Source organism: Actinosynnema sp. NPDC050436 (assembly GCF_040655415.1).
Classification (GTDB): Bacteria; Actinomycetota; Actinomycetes; order Mycobacteriales; family Pseudonocardiaceae; genus Actinosynnema.
This window is the reverse complement of sequence record NZ_JBFAJV010000007.1, coordinates 231131-249625: the sequence shown is the minus strand read 5'-3', so window position 1 is coordinate 249625 and position 18495 is coordinate 231131. Positions and strand designations below refer to the sequence as shown.

General features: G+C 74.5%; 16 protein-coding genes and 1 pseudogene. 5 read left to right on the top strand and 12 right to left on the bottom strand.

Annotated elements, in window-relative coordinates:
- Window positions 1-5: 5 nt before the first annotated feature.
- Complete coding sequence (locus tag AB0I60_RS19600; RefSeq protein WP_360731681.1) at window positions 6-836, bottom strand: hypothetical protein; 831 nt, start codon at window positions 834-836, stop codon at window positions 6-8.
- A gap of 335 nt (window positions 837-1171) precedes the next feature.
- Here AB0I60_RS19600 and AB0I60_RS19595 point away from each other — a divergent pair, with 335 nt between their 5' ends.
- Window positions 1172-1462, top strand: a complete 291-nt coding sequence (locus AB0I60_RS19595; RefSeq protein WP_360731680.1) for a hypothetical protein — start codon at window positions 1172-1174, stop codon at window positions 1460-1462.
- Between the two features lie 192 nt (window positions 1463-1654).
- Here the strand turns inward: AB0I60_RS19595 and AB0I60_RS19590 are convergent, their stop codons facing one another.
- A complete protein-coding gene (locus AB0I60_RS19590; protein WP_360731679.1) occupies window positions 1655-3010 on the bottom strand; it encodes a serine hydrolase domain-containing protein in 1356 nt (451 codons plus the stop codon).
- A gap of 140 nt (window positions 3011-3150) precedes the next feature.
- On the opposite strand from AB0I60_RS19590, the gene AB0I60_RS19585 reads away from it, so the two are divergent.
- Window positions 3151-4611 (top strand): amidohydrolase family protein, encoded by a 1461-nt coding sequence (locus AB0I60_RS19585; RefSeq protein WP_360731678.1) that lies wholly within the window; start codon window positions 3151-3153, stop codon window positions 4609-4611.
- A 236-nt stretch (window positions 4612-4847) separates the two neighbouring features.
- Here AB0I60_RS19585 and AB0I60_RS19580 read toward each other — a convergent pair whose 3' ends face one another.
- Both AB0I60_RS19580 and AB0I60_RS19575 read right to left on the bottom strand, forming a co-directional pair.
- Window positions 4848-6779: a Xaa-Pro dipeptidyl-peptidase gene (locus AB0I60_RS19580; RefSeq protein WP_360731677.1), complete on the bottom strand. Its 1932-nt coding sequence runs from the start codon at window positions 6777-6779 to the stop codon at window positions 4848-4850.
- Between the two features lie 362 nt (window positions 6780-7141).
- The gene (locus AB0I60_RS19575; protein WP_360731676.1) at window positions 7142-7291 is read right to left on the bottom strand and encodes a hypothetical protein; all 150 of its coding nucleotides are present in this window, start codon (window positions 7289-7291) and stop codon (window positions 7142-7144) included.
- 153 nt (window positions 7292-7444) lie between these two features.
- Between AB0I60_RS19575 and AB0I60_RS19570 the strand changes: the two genes are divergently transcribed.
- Entirely contained in the window at window positions 7445-8305 is an 861-nt protein-coding gene (locus AB0I60_RS19570; protein WP_360731675.1) for an NYN domain-containing protein, read from the top strand.
- A 157-nt stretch (window positions 8306-8462) separates the two neighbouring features.
- Here AB0I60_RS19570 and AB0I60_RS19565 read toward each other — a convergent pair whose 3' ends face one another.
- The gene (locus tag AB0I60_RS19565; protein ID WP_360731674.1) at window positions 8463-8840 is read right to left on the bottom strand and encodes a hypothetical protein; all 378 of its coding nucleotides are present in this window, start codon (window positions 8838-8840) and stop codon (window positions 8463-8465) included.
- Window positions 8841-8925: 85 nt separating this feature from the next.
- Here AB0I60_RS19565 and AB0I60_RS19560 point away from each other — a divergent pair, with 85 nt between their 5' ends.
- The gene (locus tag AB0I60_RS19560) at window positions 8926-11754 is read left to right on the top strand and encodes a BTAD domain-containing putative transcriptional regulator (RefSeq protein ID WP_360731673.1); all 2829 of its coding nucleotides are present in this window, start codon (window positions 8926-8928) and stop codon (window positions 11752-11754) included.
- On the opposite strand, the gene AB0I60_RS19555 is transcribed toward AB0I60_RS19560, so the two are convergent.
- The 7 genes and pseudogenes from AB0I60_RS19555 to AB0I60_RS19525 form a co-directional block, all read right to left on the bottom strand.
- The gene (locus AB0I60_RS19555) at window positions 11755-12483 is read right to left on the bottom strand and encodes a hypothetical protein (RefSeq protein WP_360731872.1); all 729 of its coding nucleotides are present in this window, start codon (window positions 12481-12483) and stop codon (window positions 11755-11757) included. It lies immediately after the preceding gene.
- 102 nt (window positions 12484-12585) lie between these two features.
- Window positions 12586-13174 (bottom strand): annotated as a pseudogene (locus tag AB0I60_RS19550) (IS481 family transposase); the annotation flags it as partial.
- Window positions 13175-13289: 115 nt separating this feature from the next.
- Window positions 13290-13574: a DUF4235 domain-containing protein gene (locus AB0I60_RS19545; protein ID WP_360731672.1), complete on the bottom strand. Its 285-nt coding sequence runs from the start codon at window positions 13572-13574 to the stop codon at window positions 13290-13292.
- The gene (locus AB0I60_RS19540; RefSeq protein ID WP_360731671.1) at window positions 13571-14002 is read right to left on the bottom strand and encodes a DUF3618 domain-containing protein; all 432 of its coding nucleotides are present in this window, start codon (window positions 14000-14002) and stop codon (window positions 13571-13573) included. The genes AB0I60_RS19545 and AB0I60_RS19540 overlap by 4 nt, the downstream gene beginning before the upstream one ends.
- Entirely contained in the window at window positions 13999-14385 is a 387-nt protein-coding gene (locus tag AB0I60_RS19535; RefSeq protein WP_360731670.1) for a phage holin family protein, read from the bottom strand. Before AB0I60_RS19535 ends, AB0I60_RS19540 begins: the two co-directional genes overlap by 4 nt.
- An 83-nt stretch (window positions 14386-14468) precedes the next feature.
- Window positions 14469-16049, bottom strand: a complete 1581-nt coding sequence (locus tag AB0I60_RS19530) for a helix-turn-helix domain-containing protein (protein WP_360731669.1) — start codon at window positions 16047-16049, stop codon at window positions 14469-14471.
- A 185-nt stretch (window positions 16050-16234) separates the two neighbouring features.
- Window positions 16235-17596 carry a serine hydrolase domain-containing protein gene (locus tag AB0I60_RS19525; protein WP_360731668.1) on the bottom strand — a complete coding sequence of 454 codons (1362 nt, stop codon included), beginning with the start codon at window positions 17594-17596 and terminating at the stop codon, window positions 16235-16237.
- A gap of 207 nt (window positions 17597-17803) precedes the next feature.
- On the opposite strand from AB0I60_RS19525, the gene AB0I60_RS19520 reads away from it, so the two are divergent.
- Window positions 17804-18469: a TetR/AcrR family transcriptional regulator gene (locus AB0I60_RS19520; protein WP_360731667.1), complete on the top strand. Its 666-nt coding sequence runs from the start codon at window positions 17804-17806 to the stop codon at window positions 18467-18469.
- Window positions 18470-18495 lie beyond the last annotated feature (26 nt).

The window sequence follows — 18495 nt, the reverse complement described above, 5'->3', positions numbered from 1 at the left end:
GACGATCACCGGGCCGGCGAGCCGATGCCCCATTGTTGCTGCCATTCTGTCCCGCACCGGTGGAGCACGACGGGCATGTGCTCGGCCCTGCCGGGGTCGCGCTGCTGAGCGCACAGCGCGCGGTCGTGCGCGGGCTTGAGGTGGCGCCACAACTGCGTCGGGGATTGCTCCCAGTGGTTTTCCAGCACCCACTGCTGGTCCGGTGCGCCCGGCCGGCAGGGGTACTGGGCCACCTCCCCTTCGGGCGCGGCCGGCGCGGTCAGGCACATCGGCGCTTCGTCCCGGGAAGAATGCGTGATCATCCGGTGGACGCACGGGTCGGCGCTGTCGTGGACCAGCCGGAACTGCGGCTCGGTCGGGGTGCCCATGACCGCGCGCTCCCCCGCCTCGGACCGGTTGTAGTAGACCGTCAGCCACAGGTTGCTGTCGTGGTTCTCCACCGTGATGCGGGTGCCGGCGGGCAGGCACACCAGGTCGTGCGGCGGCGCGGGTGCGGCAGCGGGCGGCACCTGCGGCGCGGCGGTCGTCAAGGGCGGCCGTGCCGTGGTTACCTCGGGAAAGGCGACGGCCGGCGGTGCCACGACGCTCGTCGGCGGTGCCGGCGCGGGCGTCTCCAGCACGGTACCGGGCAGGGCCGCCGCGCCGGCGGAACTCGACGCGGCCGGCCGGTCGGCGGACTCGTCGGAAACCCGCACCACGGGCTTGAACACCACGACCGCCAGGACCGCTGCGGCCGATCCGATCACCGCGGCCACGGGCAGCCACCGGGCCCACCGCCCGGCGAGGTGCACCGACATCTCGCGCGCCTGGAGCACGTTGTGCGCATTCCCCGGCATCGAGTTGCGAGTGGGACCGGACGCGGATTCCCGCGCGTCTTCCGCCCTGCCCACGTCCTCCGCTTCGCCGGCGTCTTCGCAGGTTGCGCCATTTTCAGCATGATCGTTCACAGAACTACTCGTTTTCGCTCCGGAGGAATCGATGTCGGACGATCCGCACACGACACGTCTTGGGCGGACGACAACATACCGACAACCCCCGACCGGCCTTCACACGCATAGCGAATCCGCAGTTTGCGGACACGAACCGACTCGCCGTTTCCGCTCGCGGTCCAGACCGATAAAGACCGCAATCGGCTCCCGGGAAATCACGTGGACGACTATCGCCTATCGCCGTGCTGCCGGTGCAAGGTTCGGCGCAGCGAACGGTCACGCTCGCCCGGTGGCCTTCCGGCGTCGTGCTCGTCGCCGCTGTCACGCAGATGGGTGCCGGGCTCGGGATCTTCGGCGAGCTGCCCGGCGTCGTCGGTCGGATCGACATGTTCGGGGTGGCACTCGCGTTCCTGGTCGCCGCCGTGCCCAACGTCGCGGCGATCGTGTTGGCGATCGTCGCCTTGTCCCGGCGCGGGGCGGTCGGCGGGGCGTACCTGCCGCCCTTCGCGTTCGGCTCCGCATCTGGCACGTGATCGGCCTGGTGAAGCTGACGAATGGGCCGGGTACCGGGTTCTTCTTCCTCATCAACGCCGACCGGACGGCGTCCGTCGTCCACCAGGCCGTGCTCACGACGGTGCTCGTGCGGCGCGGCGATGATCCGGGCGCTGGGCACGGGTGGGTGGCGCGGTCGTCGGTGAGCGCGCCACCCCGCTCCGGGAACCGGGTCAGACCGTGCGTTCGAGCAGCCGGCTGAGGTGGAGGAACTCGCGGCCGTCGTGCACCAGGTGGGCGAACTCGTGCCGCGTCCCCCTGAACTCGACCTCGAACCGGTCACCGCCCAGCGGGGTCACCGGGACCGGGTCGCCGGGGGCCTGGCCCTGCACCGAGACCCGCAGCGTGAGCGACCCCGACCGGTTCTCCAGCTCGCACGACAGCAGGCGGGACTCGTACCGGCCCAGCACGGACGACACGTCCGCGCCCGCCGCGTCGGGGTCGACCACCGGACGGCCCGGGGCCAGGCCGAGTTCCGGCAGCAGTTCGGCCTCCACGGCCTCGACCAGCGCCGCACCGTGGTCGGCGTTGGTCAGCGCGCACAGCGCGAGGCCCAACTCCGGGAACGTCCGCAACTGCGCGATCTGCCCGTCGGTGGCGCCGCCGTGGTGCACCACCCGCGCGCCGTTCCAGTCCGACAGCATCCAGCCCAGGCCCCAGCCGTCGTAGGTGGTCAGCCGGCGCGACAGGTCGACCTGCTTCTCCCGCATCAGCCGCGCCGACCCCGGCGACAGGACGCGCCCGCCGTTGAGGCCCTCGCCGTCGCGCAGGTGGGCCACGGCGAACCGCAGCAGCTCGCCGGCGGTGCCGGACACCGAGCCGGCCGGGCCGTTCGACCTCGGCGACTGCCAGTGCGGCACCTGCCGGAGCACGTCGTCGTCCAGGCCGTGCCCGATGGCCGTGCGGAACAGCGGGGCGTCGTTCGGGAGGGTGAGCACGTGGGTCAGGCCCAGCGGCTCGTAGATCCGCTCGGCCAGCGCGTCGTCCCACGTGCTGCCGCGCAGCACCTCCACGACCCGGCCCGCGACCACGAACCCGGAGTTGCAGTAGCTCAACGGGCCGCCGGGCTCGGTGACCGACGCGGCGGTGGCCAGCGACGCGACGTACTTCTCCAGGCAGTCGTCGCCGGGCCCGGTGTCGGTGAACAGGTCGCCGTCGATGCCGCTGGTGTGCACGAGCAGGTGGCGCACCGTGATCCGCTCGGCGTACTCCGGGGTGGCGAGGGTGAAGCCGGGCAGCACCTCCACGACCGGCGTGTCCAGGTCGAGCAGGCCGTCGTCCACGAGCTGGAGGACCAGCGTGGCGGTCCACAGCTTGCCGATCGACCCGTAGTGGAACAACGTGTCGGCGGTCGTCTCCACGCCCGTGTCGACGCCGGCCAGGCCCGAGGCCAGCACGCGCAGGTCCCCGTCGACCGTCATCAGCCCCACCTGGCACCCCGGCACCCGGTGCCGCCGGCGCAGCTCGTCCAGCCGGGCCTGCCAGTCCTGACCGACCAGCAGGTCGTCGGTCAACCTCGTCGTCGCCATCGGGTCCTCCTCGCGGGTGTCGCGCCCACTGTGGCGGCGGTGCGCGACGCGGGTCATCGGGAGCCGCCACCAATCCGGCGGCGCGGTGTTGGCGTGCCGGACGAGGTGGGCCGCGCCCCGCGCGTGGTGGGCTGGGCCCCATGGTGCTGCTGCGTGGCGGCCGGGTCATCGATCCCGGCACCGGACTGGACGAGGTCGCGGACGTGCTGGTGCGGGACGGGAAGGTGGCCGCAGTCGGCCAGGACCTGCCCGCGCCGGACGGCGCGGTGGTGGTGGACGTGACCGGCCTGGTGGTGGGCCCGGGTTTCGTGGACCTGCACAGCCACGTGCACAGCGTCGCGGCCCAACGCCTCCAGGCCATGGACGGTGTCACCACCGCGCTGGACCTGGAATCGGGCCTCAACCCGCTGGACCGCGCGTACGCCGAGGCCGCCGCGCAGGGACGCCCGCTGCACTACGGCTTCTCCGCGTCGTGGGCCGCCGCACGGGCCAAGGTGCAGTTGGGTTTCGAGGAGAACGCCGACCCGTGGGCCGCGATGCACCTCCTCGACGACCCGCGCTGGCTGCGCTCGTCCACGCCCGCCGAGCTGGTGGCGTGGCTGCGGGTCGTGGAGGACGAGCTGGCGGCGGGCGCGCTCGGCGTGGGCGTGCCGGTCGGCTACGCGCCGCAGACCGACCCCGCCGAGTTCCTGAGCGTGGCGGCGCTGGCGGCGAGCAGGGACGCCCCGATCTTCACCCACGTCCGCGAGCTGGTCGAGACCGACCCGAACACCCGGTACGACGGTTCGGCCGAGCTGGTCCGGGCCGCCGTGGAGACCGGTGCCGCGATGCACCACTGCCACGTCAACAGCACGTCGCTGCGGCACGTCGACCGCGTGCTGGACCTGATCGCCCGCACCCAGGCCGAGGGGTCCCGGGTCACCGTCGAGTGCTACCCGTACGGGGCGGGCAGCACGGGCATCGGCGCGGCCTTCCTCGCGCCCGAGCGCCTGGGCAACCTGGGCATCGGGCCGACCGCGATCACGCTGGTGGACTCCGGCGAGCAGGTCGCCGACCTCGGCCGGCTGGCGGAGCTGCGCGCGACCGACCCGGCCGCGAGCTGCATCATCGCCTTCCTGGACGACGACGACCCGGTGGACCGGGACCTGCTGCGCCGGTCGATGGCGTTCCCGGACTCGATGGTGGCCAGCGACGCGATGCCGATCACCTGGCCGGACGGCACCTGGGACACCTACGAGTGGCCGCTCCCGCCCGGCGGCAAGACGCACCCGCGCACGGCGGGCACCTACGCCAAGTCGCTGCGCCAGATGGTCCGCGAGTCCGGAGCGTGGACGTGGCTGGAGGCGTTCCGGCGCTGCTCGTGGCTGCCGGCCCGCACGCTGGACACCGTCGCGGCGGGCGCGGCGCACAAGGGGCACCTGGGTGTGGGCGCGGACGCGGACATCGTCGTGCTGGACCCGGAGCGGATCACCGACACCGCCACCTACCAGGACTCCACCCGGCCGTCCGTCGGCGTGCACCACCTGCTGGTGGGCGGCACGTTCGTGGTCCGCGACCAGCAGATGCAGGACGCCCTGCCCGGTCGTCCGCTGCGCGGCTGACCCGACCGCCGCCGACCACGGCGGCCACCACGCAACCGTCCTCGCCGGCTGGTGGCGGGGGGTGCGTGAGCGATCCCGACCTGGCGCGGGACGTGCTGCGCGGACCGGAGTTCGACGGCGGGACGTCCGGGTTCGTCGGCTCCCCCCGGATTGGCCGCGCCGGACCGGGCGTCGCACCCCCGCCCCCCCGGTGGTCCGGCCCCACCACCGCGCGGGGCCGGACCGCCGGGTCCCGCTCAGCCCCGGTCGAGGCGCGCGGGCCGGTCCCACACGACCTGCGCCGGATTCGCGGCCGACAGGTCGGCCGACGACTCCGCCGGGCCGGAGACCGGTGCGGTGCCGGCGATCGGCAGCGTGACGAAGGTCTTCGCCAGGTCGACGGTGAGCCGGCCCGGCTGCGCCGGGGCCGAGACGAAGCCCGCGTCCGTGCCGCCGATGATCACCGCGAGCCGGTGGCCCTTCGGCACGACCTTGTCGGTGCTCGCCAGCCGGAACGTCATGGTGACCGGCCGGCCCGGGACGAGCTGCGCCTCCTCGCTCAGCGACCGGTGGTTGGCCAGGTCCGCCCAGCCCCGGCTGAAGATGTGCAGCCCGACGTTCGCGGTGTCGGTGGCCGCGATCCGGTAGCACGCGTCGTCGCCGGTGGTGCTGGAACCCCAGCAGTTCTCGGCGGTGCCGAACTTGACGCCCTCGCCCGCGCCGCCGTAGTTCCGGATGGTCTGCGGGCCGTAGTCCACGAGCACCGCGGAGACGCGCGCGGTGGACGTGGCGGGCGTGACGGTCACCGTGACCGTGCCGGTGCCCGACACCTGCACGTCCTGCGCCAGCGGCCCCGTCGAGTACAGCACGCGGGAGGTGGACGTCGCGGCCGGCTGGGCGGCCCAGGTCGTCTCGCCCACCCGCCCGGTGTCGGTGAACGACGCGGTGCCCGCCACGGCCGGGCCGGAGGTCAGCGTGCCGACCCCGGCGGTCGGGCCGGCGACCGGCCGCAGCGCGACGTCCCGGGTGCCCGGCGCGGGCCACGCCGCCTGGTCGACCCAGACGTCGGGCTGCCGCTCGACGCTGACCCGGGGCGAGTTCCCGACGCCGTTGTCGATGCCCAGCAGGTAGTGGTCGAACCACTGGTGCAGCGCGGCGACCCACTCGGCGCGGCGGAAGTCGAACGGGTCGACGTGCCCGGTCTGCGAGAGCCACAGCTTGCGGTCCACGCCGGTCGAGGCCAGCGCGCTCCACCACTGGCCGAAGTTGACCGACTTGACGTTGAGGTCGTTGACGCCGTGGACGGCGAACACGCTGGCCTTCACGTTCTTGGCGGCGGCGACGTAGTCCCGCTCCACCCACGCGGTCGAGTAGTCCCCGTTGGCCGGGAAGACCTGGCGCAGCCGCTGGCCCGCCGCCGAGCAGTTCTGGCCCTGGTTGCGCGCGGACACGGTCTGCGCGAGCCCGGCGGGCGACCCGGAGTTCCCGACCGCCCCGTCGGTGCGGTAGTAGTCGTACCAGCTGGAGATCGCCGCGATCGGCACGATGGTCTTCAGCCCCGCGACCCCGGTCGCGGCCACGCCGTTGGCGATGGTGCCGTCGTAGGACTTGCCGATCATGCCGACGTCCCCGGTGCTCCAGCCGGCGGCGACGGCCGTGCCCCCGGTGGCCGAGGAGTACCCGGTGGCCCGCCCGTTGAGCCAGTCCACCACCGACTTGGCCGACCCGATGTCCGACACCCCGCCGATGTCGACGCACCCGCGCGACCGGTTGGTGCCGGCCAGGTCGACCAGCACGACGGCGTACCCGCGCGGCACGAAGAAGTTGTCGTAGTGCAGCGGGAAGCCGACCGGGCGACCGGCGCTGTCGTAGGTCTTGACCTCCTTCTCCCCACCTCGGCCGCAGCACGAGTAGTAGGGGCTGGCGTCCATGATGACCGGCACCTTCACGCCCTTGGCCGCCGCCTCGCGGGGTCGCACGAGATCGGCGGCGACGCGGTCGTTGCGCCCGTCCGCGTCACCGTCGCGCCCGGTGTCGACCCACACCGTCTCCCTGATGGCGGAGGCGAAGTCGTACACCGGTTCGCTGGCCGCCCGCGCGCCTCCCGGCACCGCGGCAGCGGTTCCCGGCACCGCGGTCGCCGCCGCGACCAGCGCCACCGTCACCAGATTCACCCAACCCGATCGCATCTGCGCCGCCTTCCCGACGTGAGACCCCCGCCGGGTCGAGCTTGGAGGCAAGGCGCAGTCCCGCAGTAGGGCGGAACGTACGGGGACATCCGGGCTAAGAACCCGTGATCGGCGCGCGTCCGCCACGGGAGCCGGCGCGCTCCCCTACCGCGTCCGACCCGCCGTCCGGCGGAACCCCGGATGCACCACGGACGGGTGTCGATCAGCCCGGCGGGCCGCCCTCCCGTGCGGTGCCGGCCAGGGCGCTCTGCTCACCGGTCGTCGCCACGACCGGGGGCAGGCCGAGCGGGCTCATCGGTCACGGGACCATCGGGTCCTCAGTGGACACCGGAGCCCGGAGGCCGACGGAGATCAGGTGCTCGTCAGCCGCGCCACGGGCTGAGGTCCCGGAGCTGGTCCAGGAGCGGGGCGAGCAGGTCGGCGGCCCGTTCGCGCAGGGCCGGCACGAACAGGACCAGCGCCACCGCCAGCGCCACGTACAACGCCAACCCGCCCCCGCGCTTGCGTGCCACGTCCGCCTCCTCGCCCAGTCGCCTGCTCCACGATGGCACAACCCCACCCCCACCACAGGCACCGGACGGTTGCAAGCCCGCCAGGGACACGCTCCACACCGGACTCCCCACGCGGGCCGACCGCCGTCCGGCCGTGCGGGTAAACTCCGGCCGGTGGGGGAAGTGGCGCGCATCGGGGTGTTCTACGACGGGACGTGGTTCGCCTACCTCAGCGACTTCTACGCCACCGAGCACCCCCGCGCAGCCCGGATCGCGCTCGACGGCTTCCACGACGCCCTGCGCTGGCACGTGCACACCGAGACCGGTCTGCCTCTCGACGCCTGCACGGTGGACGAGGCGCACTACGTGCGCGGGCGCATCGAGACGCCGGCCACCTCCTTCGACGCCGCGCTGGCGTCGGCCGGGATCGTGCGGCACGACCTGCCGCTGCACGGCGGCAAGGAGAAGGGGGTCGACGTCCACTTCGCGCTGGAGGCGTGGGAGCGCGCGACCACCGTGCCGCTCCAGTGGGTGGTGCTGGTCACCGGGGACGCCGACTTCACCCCGCTGGCGACCCGGCTGACCGGGCGCGGGATCCGGGTCCTGGTGCCGGTCGTGGACGTCCGGTCCTCGCCGCTGCCGCCGGCCTGGACGCCGCGCACCGCCGCGCCGCTGCGGGCCGCCGCGAGCAGCACGCCCGGGTTCGACGCGCTGTTCGCGCCGGCGGACCGGGACGGCTACCCGCTGCGCCCGCCGTTCGTGCGGTCCGCCGGGGTGGTCGCCACCGGTGCCGGCTCGCCGCGCGGGCGGCGGCGCGGGACGGTGACCGGCTGGCGGGCGGGGCAGCCGCACGGGTTCATCACCGACGCGCGGGGCGGCTCGTGGTTCGTCTCCAGCGACGACCTGCCCGCCGGGCGCACCGCGCTGGCCACCGGCACCCCGGTGTCGTTCACGGGGTCGCCGACGCCTAACCCGGGCCGCAAGTACCCCCGGGCGTACTCGGTCCACCCCGAACCGGCGGACCGCCGGGGATAGCCCGCCGAGCCGGGCAGCGCACGTCGGGCCGCTGTGGTCACCGGGCGGACCGCCCGGTGACCACAGACCGTCGAGCACGCGGCGGGATCGCCGTCCGCATCCCACGGGGGAGGGTGCGGGCGGCCACCGGGGGGCTCCGCCGCCGCTCCGGGCCGGATCAGGCCCAGGACGAGCAGCGCTTGCCGCTGCTGTCGCAGGCCCGGGTCACGAAGTCCTTGACCCGGCTGTACGAGCCCTGGACGCCCAGGTTGCGCACCTTGCCGTCGAAGCGGCCCTGCGCGATGACGTTCGCGTCGGCCCGGTCGACCTGCCAGGTGCCGTAGTAGGTGCCGTCGCCGTGCGGCGTCCACGTGCGGCAGACCTCGGCACCGCGACCGTCGGACAGGGCGTGCACGTGGCACGCCCGGTGCTGGGCCGTCGCGCCCCCGGCGGCCGGCACGGCGTTGGCGGCGGTGGCACCGCCCGCCAGGAGCGCGGCGGCGGCGGCCGTGACGGCGAGGGAGGAGAGCGACCTGCGGTTCAGCGCGGTGGGCACTGGGGATCCCTTCGTGTGGGCAGCGTGCGGCCGTGGTGTTGGATCGCTGCGTGGCCCACTCTGCCCGGCTGATCATCGGCGAACCGTGCGCGGAACCTGGAACCCGCAGTTCCGCCGGGGGCGGGCGGTGGTGACGGCGGTGGAGTTCCGGGTGCTGGGCGGGGTGGAGGCCGAGGTCGGCGGGGCCCGGCTCGACCTGGGGCACGCGAAGCAGCGCGGGGTGCTGGCCGTGCTGCTGGTCGAGGCCAACCGCGTGGTGCCGGCCGAACGCCTGCTCGACCGCGTGTGGGGCGGCGATCCCCCGTCGCGCGGCCGGAACACCCTCTACAACTACCTCTCCCGGCTGCGCGCGGTTCTGCCTGCGGTCGACGGGGTGTCGCTGCTGCGGCGGTCCGGCGGCTACACGCTGGCGGTCGACGCGCAGAACGTGGACCTGCACCGGTTCCGCGACCTGGCCGCGCGCGGCCGGGCGTGCGACGACGACCGGGAGGCGGTAGACCTGCTCGACCGCGCGCTGGGTTCGTGGCGGGGCGAGCCGGTGTCCGACCTGGACACCCCGTGGGCGCGCGACCTGCGCGCCACGCTGGCCGGGGAGCTGCTGGCGGTCGAGCTGGACCACGCCGACCTGGCGCTGCGCAGCGGGCGGCACGCCGGCCTGCTGCCCGGCCTGTCCGCGAGGGCCGCCCGGCACCCGCTGGACGAGCGCGTCGCGGCCCAGCTCATGCTCGCGCTCCACCGCGACGGCCGCCAGGCCGACGCCTTGGCGCACTACCAGCGCGTCCGTGCCCGGCTGGCCGAGGAGCTGGGCACCGATCCCGGGCCGCCGCTGCGCGTGCTGCACCGGCAGATCCTCACCAGCGACCCCGCGCTGCACGCGGAGCGCGACACCGGTCGAGCGGCGGCGGCAGTGCCGGTGCCGCGCCAACTGCCCGCCGCGCCCCCGTCGTTCACCGGGCGCGCGGACGAGCTGGCCGCGTTGAGCGCGGCGCTGGGCACCGCGACGTCCGGACCGGTCCCGGTCGCGGCGGTCGGCGGCGCGGGCGGGATCGGCAAGACCGCGCTGGTGCTGCACTGGGCGCACGACAACGCCCACCGGTTCCCCGACGGGCACCTGTTCGTGGACCTGCACGGCTTCAGCCCGGCCGGGCGCCCGGTGCCGCCGGAGGAGGTGCTGGGCGGTTTCCTCGCCGCGCTCGGCGTCGCGCCCGACCGGGTGCCCGACGACCGGGACACCAGGGCGGCGCTGTACCGCAGCCTGGTGGCGGGCAGGCGGATGCTGGTGGTGCTGGACAACGCGGCCGGCACCGCGCAGGTCGCCCCGCTGCTGCCCGGCACGCCGACCTGCGCGGTGGTGGTGACCGGCCGCAACCGGCTCGCGTCGCTGATCGACCGCCACGGCGCCCGGCACCTCCAGCTCGACGTGCTGACCCGCGCCGAGGCCCACTCGCTGCTGGTCGCACGCCTGGGCGCGACGCGGGTGGCCGCCGAGCCCGACGCCACCGAGGAGCTGGTCGACCTGTGCGGTCGCTACCCGCTGGCGCTGTCGATCACCGCCCGGCACGCCCACACCCGACCCGGGGTGCCGCTGGCCGAACCGGCGGCGGAGCTGCGCCGGCTCGGCCTGGACGTGCTCGACCACGACGACCCGGCGGCCAGCCTGCCCGCCGTGCTGTCCTGGTCGCTGCGGGACCTGACCGACGAGCAGCGGTGGGTGTTCACCGTGCTGGGCGTCGCCCCCGGCCCGGACACCGACCTGGCCGCCGCAGCGGCGGCGACCGGCCTGCCGGCGGCCCGCGCGCGCAAGGCGCTCACCGCGCTGGAGGACGCGTCCCTGCTCGACCGGCGCTCCGGCGGCCGGTACGCCATGCACGACCTGATCCGCGACTACGCCGCCACCCTGGCCCGTGACCTCGCCCCGCCGGTCCGCGAGGCGGCGCTGCGCCGCGCGGTCGACTTCTACCTGCACACCGCCCACGGCGCGCAGCACCTGCTGGACCCGCACCACGACCCGGTGCGGCTCGACCCGCCCGAGCCCGGCGTCCAGGCGTACCCGCTGACCACGGCCCCGGCGGCGATGTCCTGGCTGGACGCCGAGTACCCGCAGCTCACCGCAGCGCAGCGGACCGCCCACGCGCACCGCTGGTACAGGCGGGTGTGGCAGTTGGCGCTCACCCTGACCACGTTCCACTCCCGGCGCGGGCACCACCCCGGCGAGCTGGCGCTGTGGCACACCGCGCTGGACGCCGCCGCCCACCTGCCCGACCCGGCCGCCCGCACCCACGCCCACCAGTTCCTGGGCCGCGCCCACATCCGGCTGGGCCGGCTCGCCGAGGCGGTGGTCCACCTGGACCGGTCGCTGGAACTGGCCCGCGCCCAGGGCTCCCGCGCGCACCAGGCGCTCAGCCACCGGGTGCTGGCCGAGGCCCGGTCGCGCGGCGGGGACAACCGGCGGGCGCTGGAGCACGTCCTGCTGGCCCTGGACCTGTACCGCGCGCTGGACCACCCGGTCGGCCAGTCCTCGGCGCACGCCGACGCGGGGTGGGTGGCGGCGCTGATGGGCGACCACGACGTGGCGCGCGACCACTGCCGGACCGCGCTGGCGCTCAACCGGGAGCACCGCGACGACCCGGAGGTGGAGGCGCACGTCCTCGACAGCCTCGGGTACGTCGAGCACGCCACGGGCCACTACCGGCAGGCCGCCGGGCACTACGGCCGGGCGCTCGCCCTGTACCGGCCGCTGGGCAGCACGTACTACACCGCCGGGACGTTGGAGCGGCTCGGGCACACCCACCGGGCGCTGGGCGAGGAGGACCGGGCCCGCGCGGTGTGGCACGAGGCGTTGGAGCTGTACCTGCGGCAGGGCCGCGACGCCGAGGCCGACGCGGTGCGCCGGCGGCTCGACACCCTCGGCTGACTACCGCGCGGCGGCCCGGGTCGACTTCCTCGGCGCGCGGACCGGGGCGGGCCAGTGCTCGTGGCACCGGTCGATGTGCAACCGCGCCGGCGGGTTGCGCTCGTGCCGGTGGAGGCCGTTGCCCTGCCCCACCCCGATCTCCGCGCAGCAGTACGAGTCGGGCCACGCCACGACCTCCGCCGGGCCGTCCTCGGCCAGTGCGCGGAGTTGCTCGCCGGCCAGCTCGAAAGCCGGCCGGCTGCCGACGAGGAACAGCGTGTCCGCCGCGACGGACCAGCGGAGGTGGTCGTGGAACTCGCGGTGGTAGGTCCGCTCGTGGTCCGCGCGGTCGAAGGAGCGGAACGCCCCGGCCGGCATCTCCACGGTGTGGGTCGCGGCGGGAGAAAGGCGGGCGCGCACCTGCTTCCACCGCGACACCGGGAACTGGAGGCTGTGGTGCAGCAGCACCAAGTCGAGCTTGCGGCCGTCGTCCGACGCGTTGTCCTGGCACGTGAAGGGATTGGCGCGCAACGGCAGGTAGACCAGGCTGCGCGGCGAGCGCGCGGCCAGCCACCAGGCGAACGCCAGGTCGACCGTCGCGGCCTTGTCCACCGCCATCACGGGCCCGAAGCGGCAGTCGTGCAGCACACCGTGGGCGATCGGCCGTGCCGGGCGGACCACCCGGTAGGTCTCCCCGCCGAGCCGCGCCGCGCTGACCGACGTCCGCCACCGCCGTCCGGCCAGTCGCACCCCGTCACCCCTCCGCCGATCCCGGTCAACGGCGTCACCGTAGCCACCGCCGCCGACCGGTGCCGGCGAATTCCACGACGGGCTCGTGGCCGCCCGACGCCGGCTGGATGAGGCCATGTGGTTGGTGACGCCGTCGTGGAGCCGGGTGGCCGGCGGCTGGTTTCCGGCGGCAGGAATTGCTCGGTGGGGATGCGGTTGTAGCGCTCGATTTTGCCGTTGTGGCGCGGGGTGTGGGGCTTGATGCGCTGGTGGCGGGCTCCGAGCAGGGCCTTGGCGAAGTCGTGGACGTGGTGGCAAGAACCGTTGTCGGTGACGACGCGGTGGATGTGGCCGATGCCGTGGGCGGCGAGGAACGCCCTGGCCCGGGGCTGGAAGGCGATCGCAGTGACGGCCTTCTCGTCGGGCAGGGCCTCGGTACAGGTCAGGTGGGAGAACCCGTCGACCGCGGAGTGCACACGGATGTAGCCGGCGCGGGCACCCTTGATCCTGGCGCGTCCGACCCGGCGGGCCTGCTCGCTGTCGCGGCCGTTTGTCCGCCATCCGCCGCAGTTGGGGATCAGGCCGGCCTTCTTGACGTCCAAGTGGACCAGATGCCCATCTCGGCCGCGACGTGGGCAATCGGGCGAGTGCGGCAGCGTTGGACCAGGCGGTGGCGGCCTTCCAAGGACAGCGGGGCGTTGCGGTGGAGCACGGACGGGTCGTTCTGCTCGGCGGACGAGTTGGTCGTACTTCTCATCCTGCCGTTGGAAGACCCGTCCGCCCGTTCAGGCCCGCCCCACCGTCACCAACGTCATGACCTGCAACAGTCAGTCGACGTCGCGGGTGTCCCCCGGCCACTCACCGGTCACCTTGTCGAACAGGGTCGCCCCGCCCCGGTCGACGGCGGCCTTGACCAGGCCGAACACCGCGCCCTGGAGGGTGGCCGCGAACAGCACCTCGGCCCAGCCCCGGTCCTGCTGGTTGGCGGCGGGCGGTTCGGAGTCGCCGCTGACCAGCTTCCAGAGGTGCCCGGACAGCCGCCCGGCGATCAGGCCGCCGGCCACGCCCAGCAGCGGGCCCAGCGGTTTGTACAGCACCCGCACCAGCGTCATCGTCCCCTCCTCACCAGCCAGGTCACCACGACGACCGCCGCGACCAGGCCGCCGACCACGGCCATCGGGCGGCGCCGGGCCTGCTCGCCGACCAGCACGACCTTGTCCTGCACCGGCTGCGGCAACGAGTCCGTCGCCTTGGTCGCCACCGCGGACGCCTTCCCGGCCACCGCCTGCGCCTCGGCCGCCACCCGCGTGACGGCCTGGTCGACGCGGGTCGCGGCCTCGCCCGCCTTCTCCTTGGCCTTGTCCACGCCCTCGTGCACGCTCTCCTTCACCCGGGCCGGCACGTCGACCTTGTGCGCCAGCGCCTCGACGGTGTCGCCCAGCTCCCGGCGGGTCTGCTCGATGTCGCGGCGCAGCTCCTCGGGGTCCTTGGGCACCTCCCGGCCCGTCTCGGGGGTGACGTGCGGGATCTTCCTGCTCATCGGTGCGTCCTCTCGCTCACGGTGGCGATGTCGCGCTTCACGCCTTCAATGGCCTCTTCCGGCAGCGGAGGGGTGCCTGCGGCGACCTGCTTGCGCCCGACCAGGACCAGCACGCCGGCCACCGCGAACACGACGGCGGCGACGATGAAGGCGGCGGCCCAGGCGGGCAGCACCAGCGCGAGCACCAGCACCAGGCCGGCCACCACCGTGCCGACCCCGAACCACGCCAGCACGCCGGCCGCGCCCACCAGCCCCACGCCGATCCCGACGTGCTTGCCCTTCTCGGAGATCTCGGCCACGGCGAGCCGGATCTCCTCGCGCACCAACCGGCTCGTCTGCCTGGTCACGTCGCGCACCAGCTCGCTGGTCGACGTCTCGGCCACGTCCCGCTCCTCTCCGTCCGCGCGGATCACACGGACGGGATACCCCGAACGCAGCAGTTCACCCCTCGCGTCCGGGCGGGCGGTCAGACCTCGACCATCCCGTGCAGCCGGAGGTCGAGGATCGCGCCCAGGCGCGCATCGGGGTCGGACAGGTCCAGCCCGCCCACGTCGCACAACCTGGCGAGCCGGTAGCGGAACGTGTTGGGGTGGACGTGCAGGCGGGTCGCGGCGGTGCCCACGTCGCCGAACGAGTCGAGGTAGGCGTCCAGGGTGCCGACCAGGTCGGTCCGGTGCTTGGCGTCGTAGGCGAGCAGCCTGGCCACCGGCCCGCACGCGGCGAGGTCCGCGCGCGCCTGGTCGGCCAGCCGCAGCACCATCAGGTCGACGCGCAGCGCGGCGCAGGTGGCCACCCGCTCCTCCCGGCCGTCGCGCAGCGCCCGCAGCACGTCGTCCGCGTCCTGCCGCGACCGGCCGATCAGCTCCGCCGTCGGCGCGACCGAGCCCACCCCGGCTCGGGCCCGCGCCCGGTCGCCGAACTTGCCCAGGAACGCCGCCGCCACCCGGGCCACGTGCGCCTGACCGTCCTCTTCGGACGGTACCGGCACGAGCGCGTAGACCACGTTGCGCACCACGCCCGCCGCGCCGGACCGGTGCACCCCGGCCAGGTGCAGGGCGAGCGCGTCGCCGAGCCGGCGCGCGTCCGCCGGCCGCCGCTCCTCGCCGCCGTCCCGGGTGTCCAGGGCGAGCACGCACAGCGGACGGCCGTCCAGCCCCAGGCGGCGCAGCGCGTCGGCGGACCGCCTCGGGTCGTCCAGCACGGCGGCGACGAGCTCGTCGCGCAGCCGCGCGCCGGGTGCGGGGCCGGCGAGGTGCCGGGACAGGTGCGCGGCGACCACCAGGGACGCGTCCACGAACGCCTGCTCGGCCGGCCCGGTCAGCGGGGCGTTCACGATCGCCCACAGGAAGCCGATGACGTTCTCGTTGTGTCGCAGGGCGATCGCGGCGCGGGGCCGGGTGCCGGGTTCGAGCGACTCGACGTAGACCGGCCGCCGGGCGCGGTAGAGCCGGCGGAACACCCCGCGCTCGGTGAGCAGGCGCACGTAGTACTCCGGCACGCCCAGGTCGAGCACCGTGCGCCGCCGGCCCTCGTCCACGTCCTCCTGCCCCGCCGAGAACGCCAGCACCCGCGACGAGCGGTTCTCGATGGTGATGTCGAGGCCGAGCAGCGCGGCCGTGGCGTTGGCGACGTCGAACAGGTCGTCGCGCGACTCGTCGGGGGCGAGCCCGGCCGCGGGCTCCTCCAGCGCGGCCCGCACCAGGCCGACCACCTGGGTCCAGGTCGCGTCGCGGCTGACCTCCAGCACGGCGACGCCCGTGGCGGCCGACGCCTCGCGCACCCGCGCGCCGTCCGCCGCCGGGGCCCGCACGAGCAGGGCCGCCGCGTCCGCCGCGCCGAGTTCGTGCAGCAGCCGGCACACGTGGTCGGGGTCGGTGACGCCGACGCCGAGCACCGCCTCGCCGGGCGCGGTGGGGTGCTCGTCGCCGGGGTCGTGGATGGCGACCCCGGTGACGGCGGTGTCGAGGTGGCCCGGGTGGGCCGCCACGCGGAGCAGCGTGCTGCCCACCTCGTCCACGACCCGTTCGACGCTCAGCTGCCGGCCCATTCGGCGTACTGTACATGTACAGTACTGGTACGGCAATGGTCACGAATAGACAGTTGGTGCAGGTCAGAAGCTTGCGTGTCGGGCGGTGATCGATTATCGGACGCGTCGGCGTGACGCCGGAGGTCGCCTGAACGGGGCCCTGCGGCCCGCCGCAGACCGACCACGAGCGGGGGCGGCGGACGGCCTCAGGACACGCGGCGGGCGGGGAACGCGCCGTTGAGCAGGCGGACGATCCGGCCGGTGCCGTCGGGGCAGAACGCGACGTCCCACGGGTGGTGGCCGGACACCCTCGGGTCCTCGGGCCAGAACCGGTGGTCCCCCAACGGGACCAGGCCGCTGACCACGGTCTCCGCTTCCCCCGTCATGGTGACCGTCAGCCCGGTCGCCGACCGCTCGACCGCGTAGTCGACGCCGTGCGCGGCGTACCGCCCGACGTACAGGTCCGCGTCGACCGGGTGGTCGACGGGGCGCGGCCCGGTCCGGTCCCGGTGCACGCCGCACCACCGGGACAGCACGGCGGTGGCCATCGCGTCGGCGAGCGGGTAGCCGAGGTCGGCGGTGTTGGTCAGGCAGGCCAGCGCCACCCCGCGCACCGGCACCCACAGCAGCAGCGACGACCCGTTCGGCGTGGTGCCGCTGTGCCCGTACACCGCCACCCCGCCCCAGTCCCGCTGGTACGGCCCGACGCACCAGCGGTCCGCGAACAGCTTGGCGGGCACGTCCACCTGCGCCTGCTGCATGGTCGCCACGGCCCGGTCGGACAGCACCCGGGTGCCGTCCGCCGCCCGGCCGCCGCGCAGGAACACCTGGCCGAACCGCACGACGTCGGCCGCCGACGCCGCCGCCGACGACCCCGCCGGGCCCATGCCCCGGGTGGCGCACCACCCGACGCGGCGCACCTGCGGCACTCCCCCGACCAGCCCGACCCCGACCGCGACCCGGTGGTAGGGCAGCTCCTCGTACCGGGTCGCGGTCCGGTCGAGGCCCACCGGGTCGAGCAGCCGGGCGCGCAGCGCGTCGTCCCACGTGCGCCCGGTCAGCACCTCGACCACCGCCCCGGTGACCACGGTGGAGGCGTTGGAGTAGCCGAAGCCGGTGCCCGGCGGGAAGTGCTGCGGCAGGCCGTCCAGCAGGTCCACGTACCGGCGCACGCAGTCGTCGCCGACGCCGGTGTCCGCGTACGGCCCGTTGTCCAGGCCCGACGACATGGACATGAGGTGCCGCAGGGTGATCGTGCGCTCCGCGACCCGGTCGCCCAGCCGCAGGTCGGGCAGGTGGGTGCGGACCGGGGCGTCGAGGTCGGCGAGCCCGTCGTCCACCAGCGCCATCGCCAGCGCGGCGGTGTAGACCTTGGTGGTGGATCCGACCTGCACGAGCGTGGTGGCCGTCATCGGCGACCTGGTGTCGGGGTTGGCGGTGCCGTAGGCGACGGCCACCGGTTCGGCGTCGGGCGCGGTGGCGACGGCGAACTGCGCGCCGGCCACGCCGACCTCCTCCGCGACGTCGGCCAGCAGCGCGGCCAGTTCCGCCCGATCCACTTCGGACACTGCGACCTCCGGTGCTCCCGTTGGGCCTCGGAGCCGCCGCGACGAACCCGCCGTACCCCTGGCGGCGTGACGTTACGCGCGCCGCCGGACGGGCCGCCTCGTGCTCGCCGACGAATAGGCGGGTGGAATTCGGGAGTTGCGACCAAGGCGTCGACGCACGTCAGAGCGTCGATTGTGGCAACCGTACACGTACGTTACGATGGTCCGATGACGGCTGAGCCGCGCACCGGTCGCGCGCCACGCGGGACGCTGGACCGCGAACTGATCATCCGCACGGCCACCGCGATCATGGAGTCCGACGGGCTGGAAGCGGTCACGATGCGACGCATCGCCACCGAACTGAAGGTGCGCCCGATGGCGCTCTACACGTACTTCCGGAGCAAGGACGAGATCCTCGCCGCGATCTACGACGACCTGCTGGCGGGCATCGCGCTGCCCGCGCCCGGCACCGGCACCGTGGACGACCTGCGCGAGATCCTGACCGGCTACTACCGGCTGTCGACCACCTACCCCGAACTGCTCCAGGTGACGCTGGGCATGGGCTACTCGCTGATCAGCCCGCACGAGCTGCGCGTCAACGAAGCGCTGATGAGCATCCTCACCGCCCTCTACCCCGACCGGCACCAGGCGGTGGGCATCGGCACCACCCTGGTCCGGTTCGCCGTCGGTGCGGCGTCGCTGCACCCGCTGCGCCAGGCGTGGGACGACGACCCGGACTACTGGGAGCGCGTGCGCCGGACGACCGGGGCCGTGTACGCCCGGGACTTCCCGACGCTGCACTCCTTCGCCGAGGACCTGGAGGCGTTCACCCAGGAGGAGATCTTCACCTTCGGGCTGGAGGTGATCCTCGGCCGGCTGCCGCAGACCGCCTGAGGCGGTGCCGGGACCACTGCGGTCCC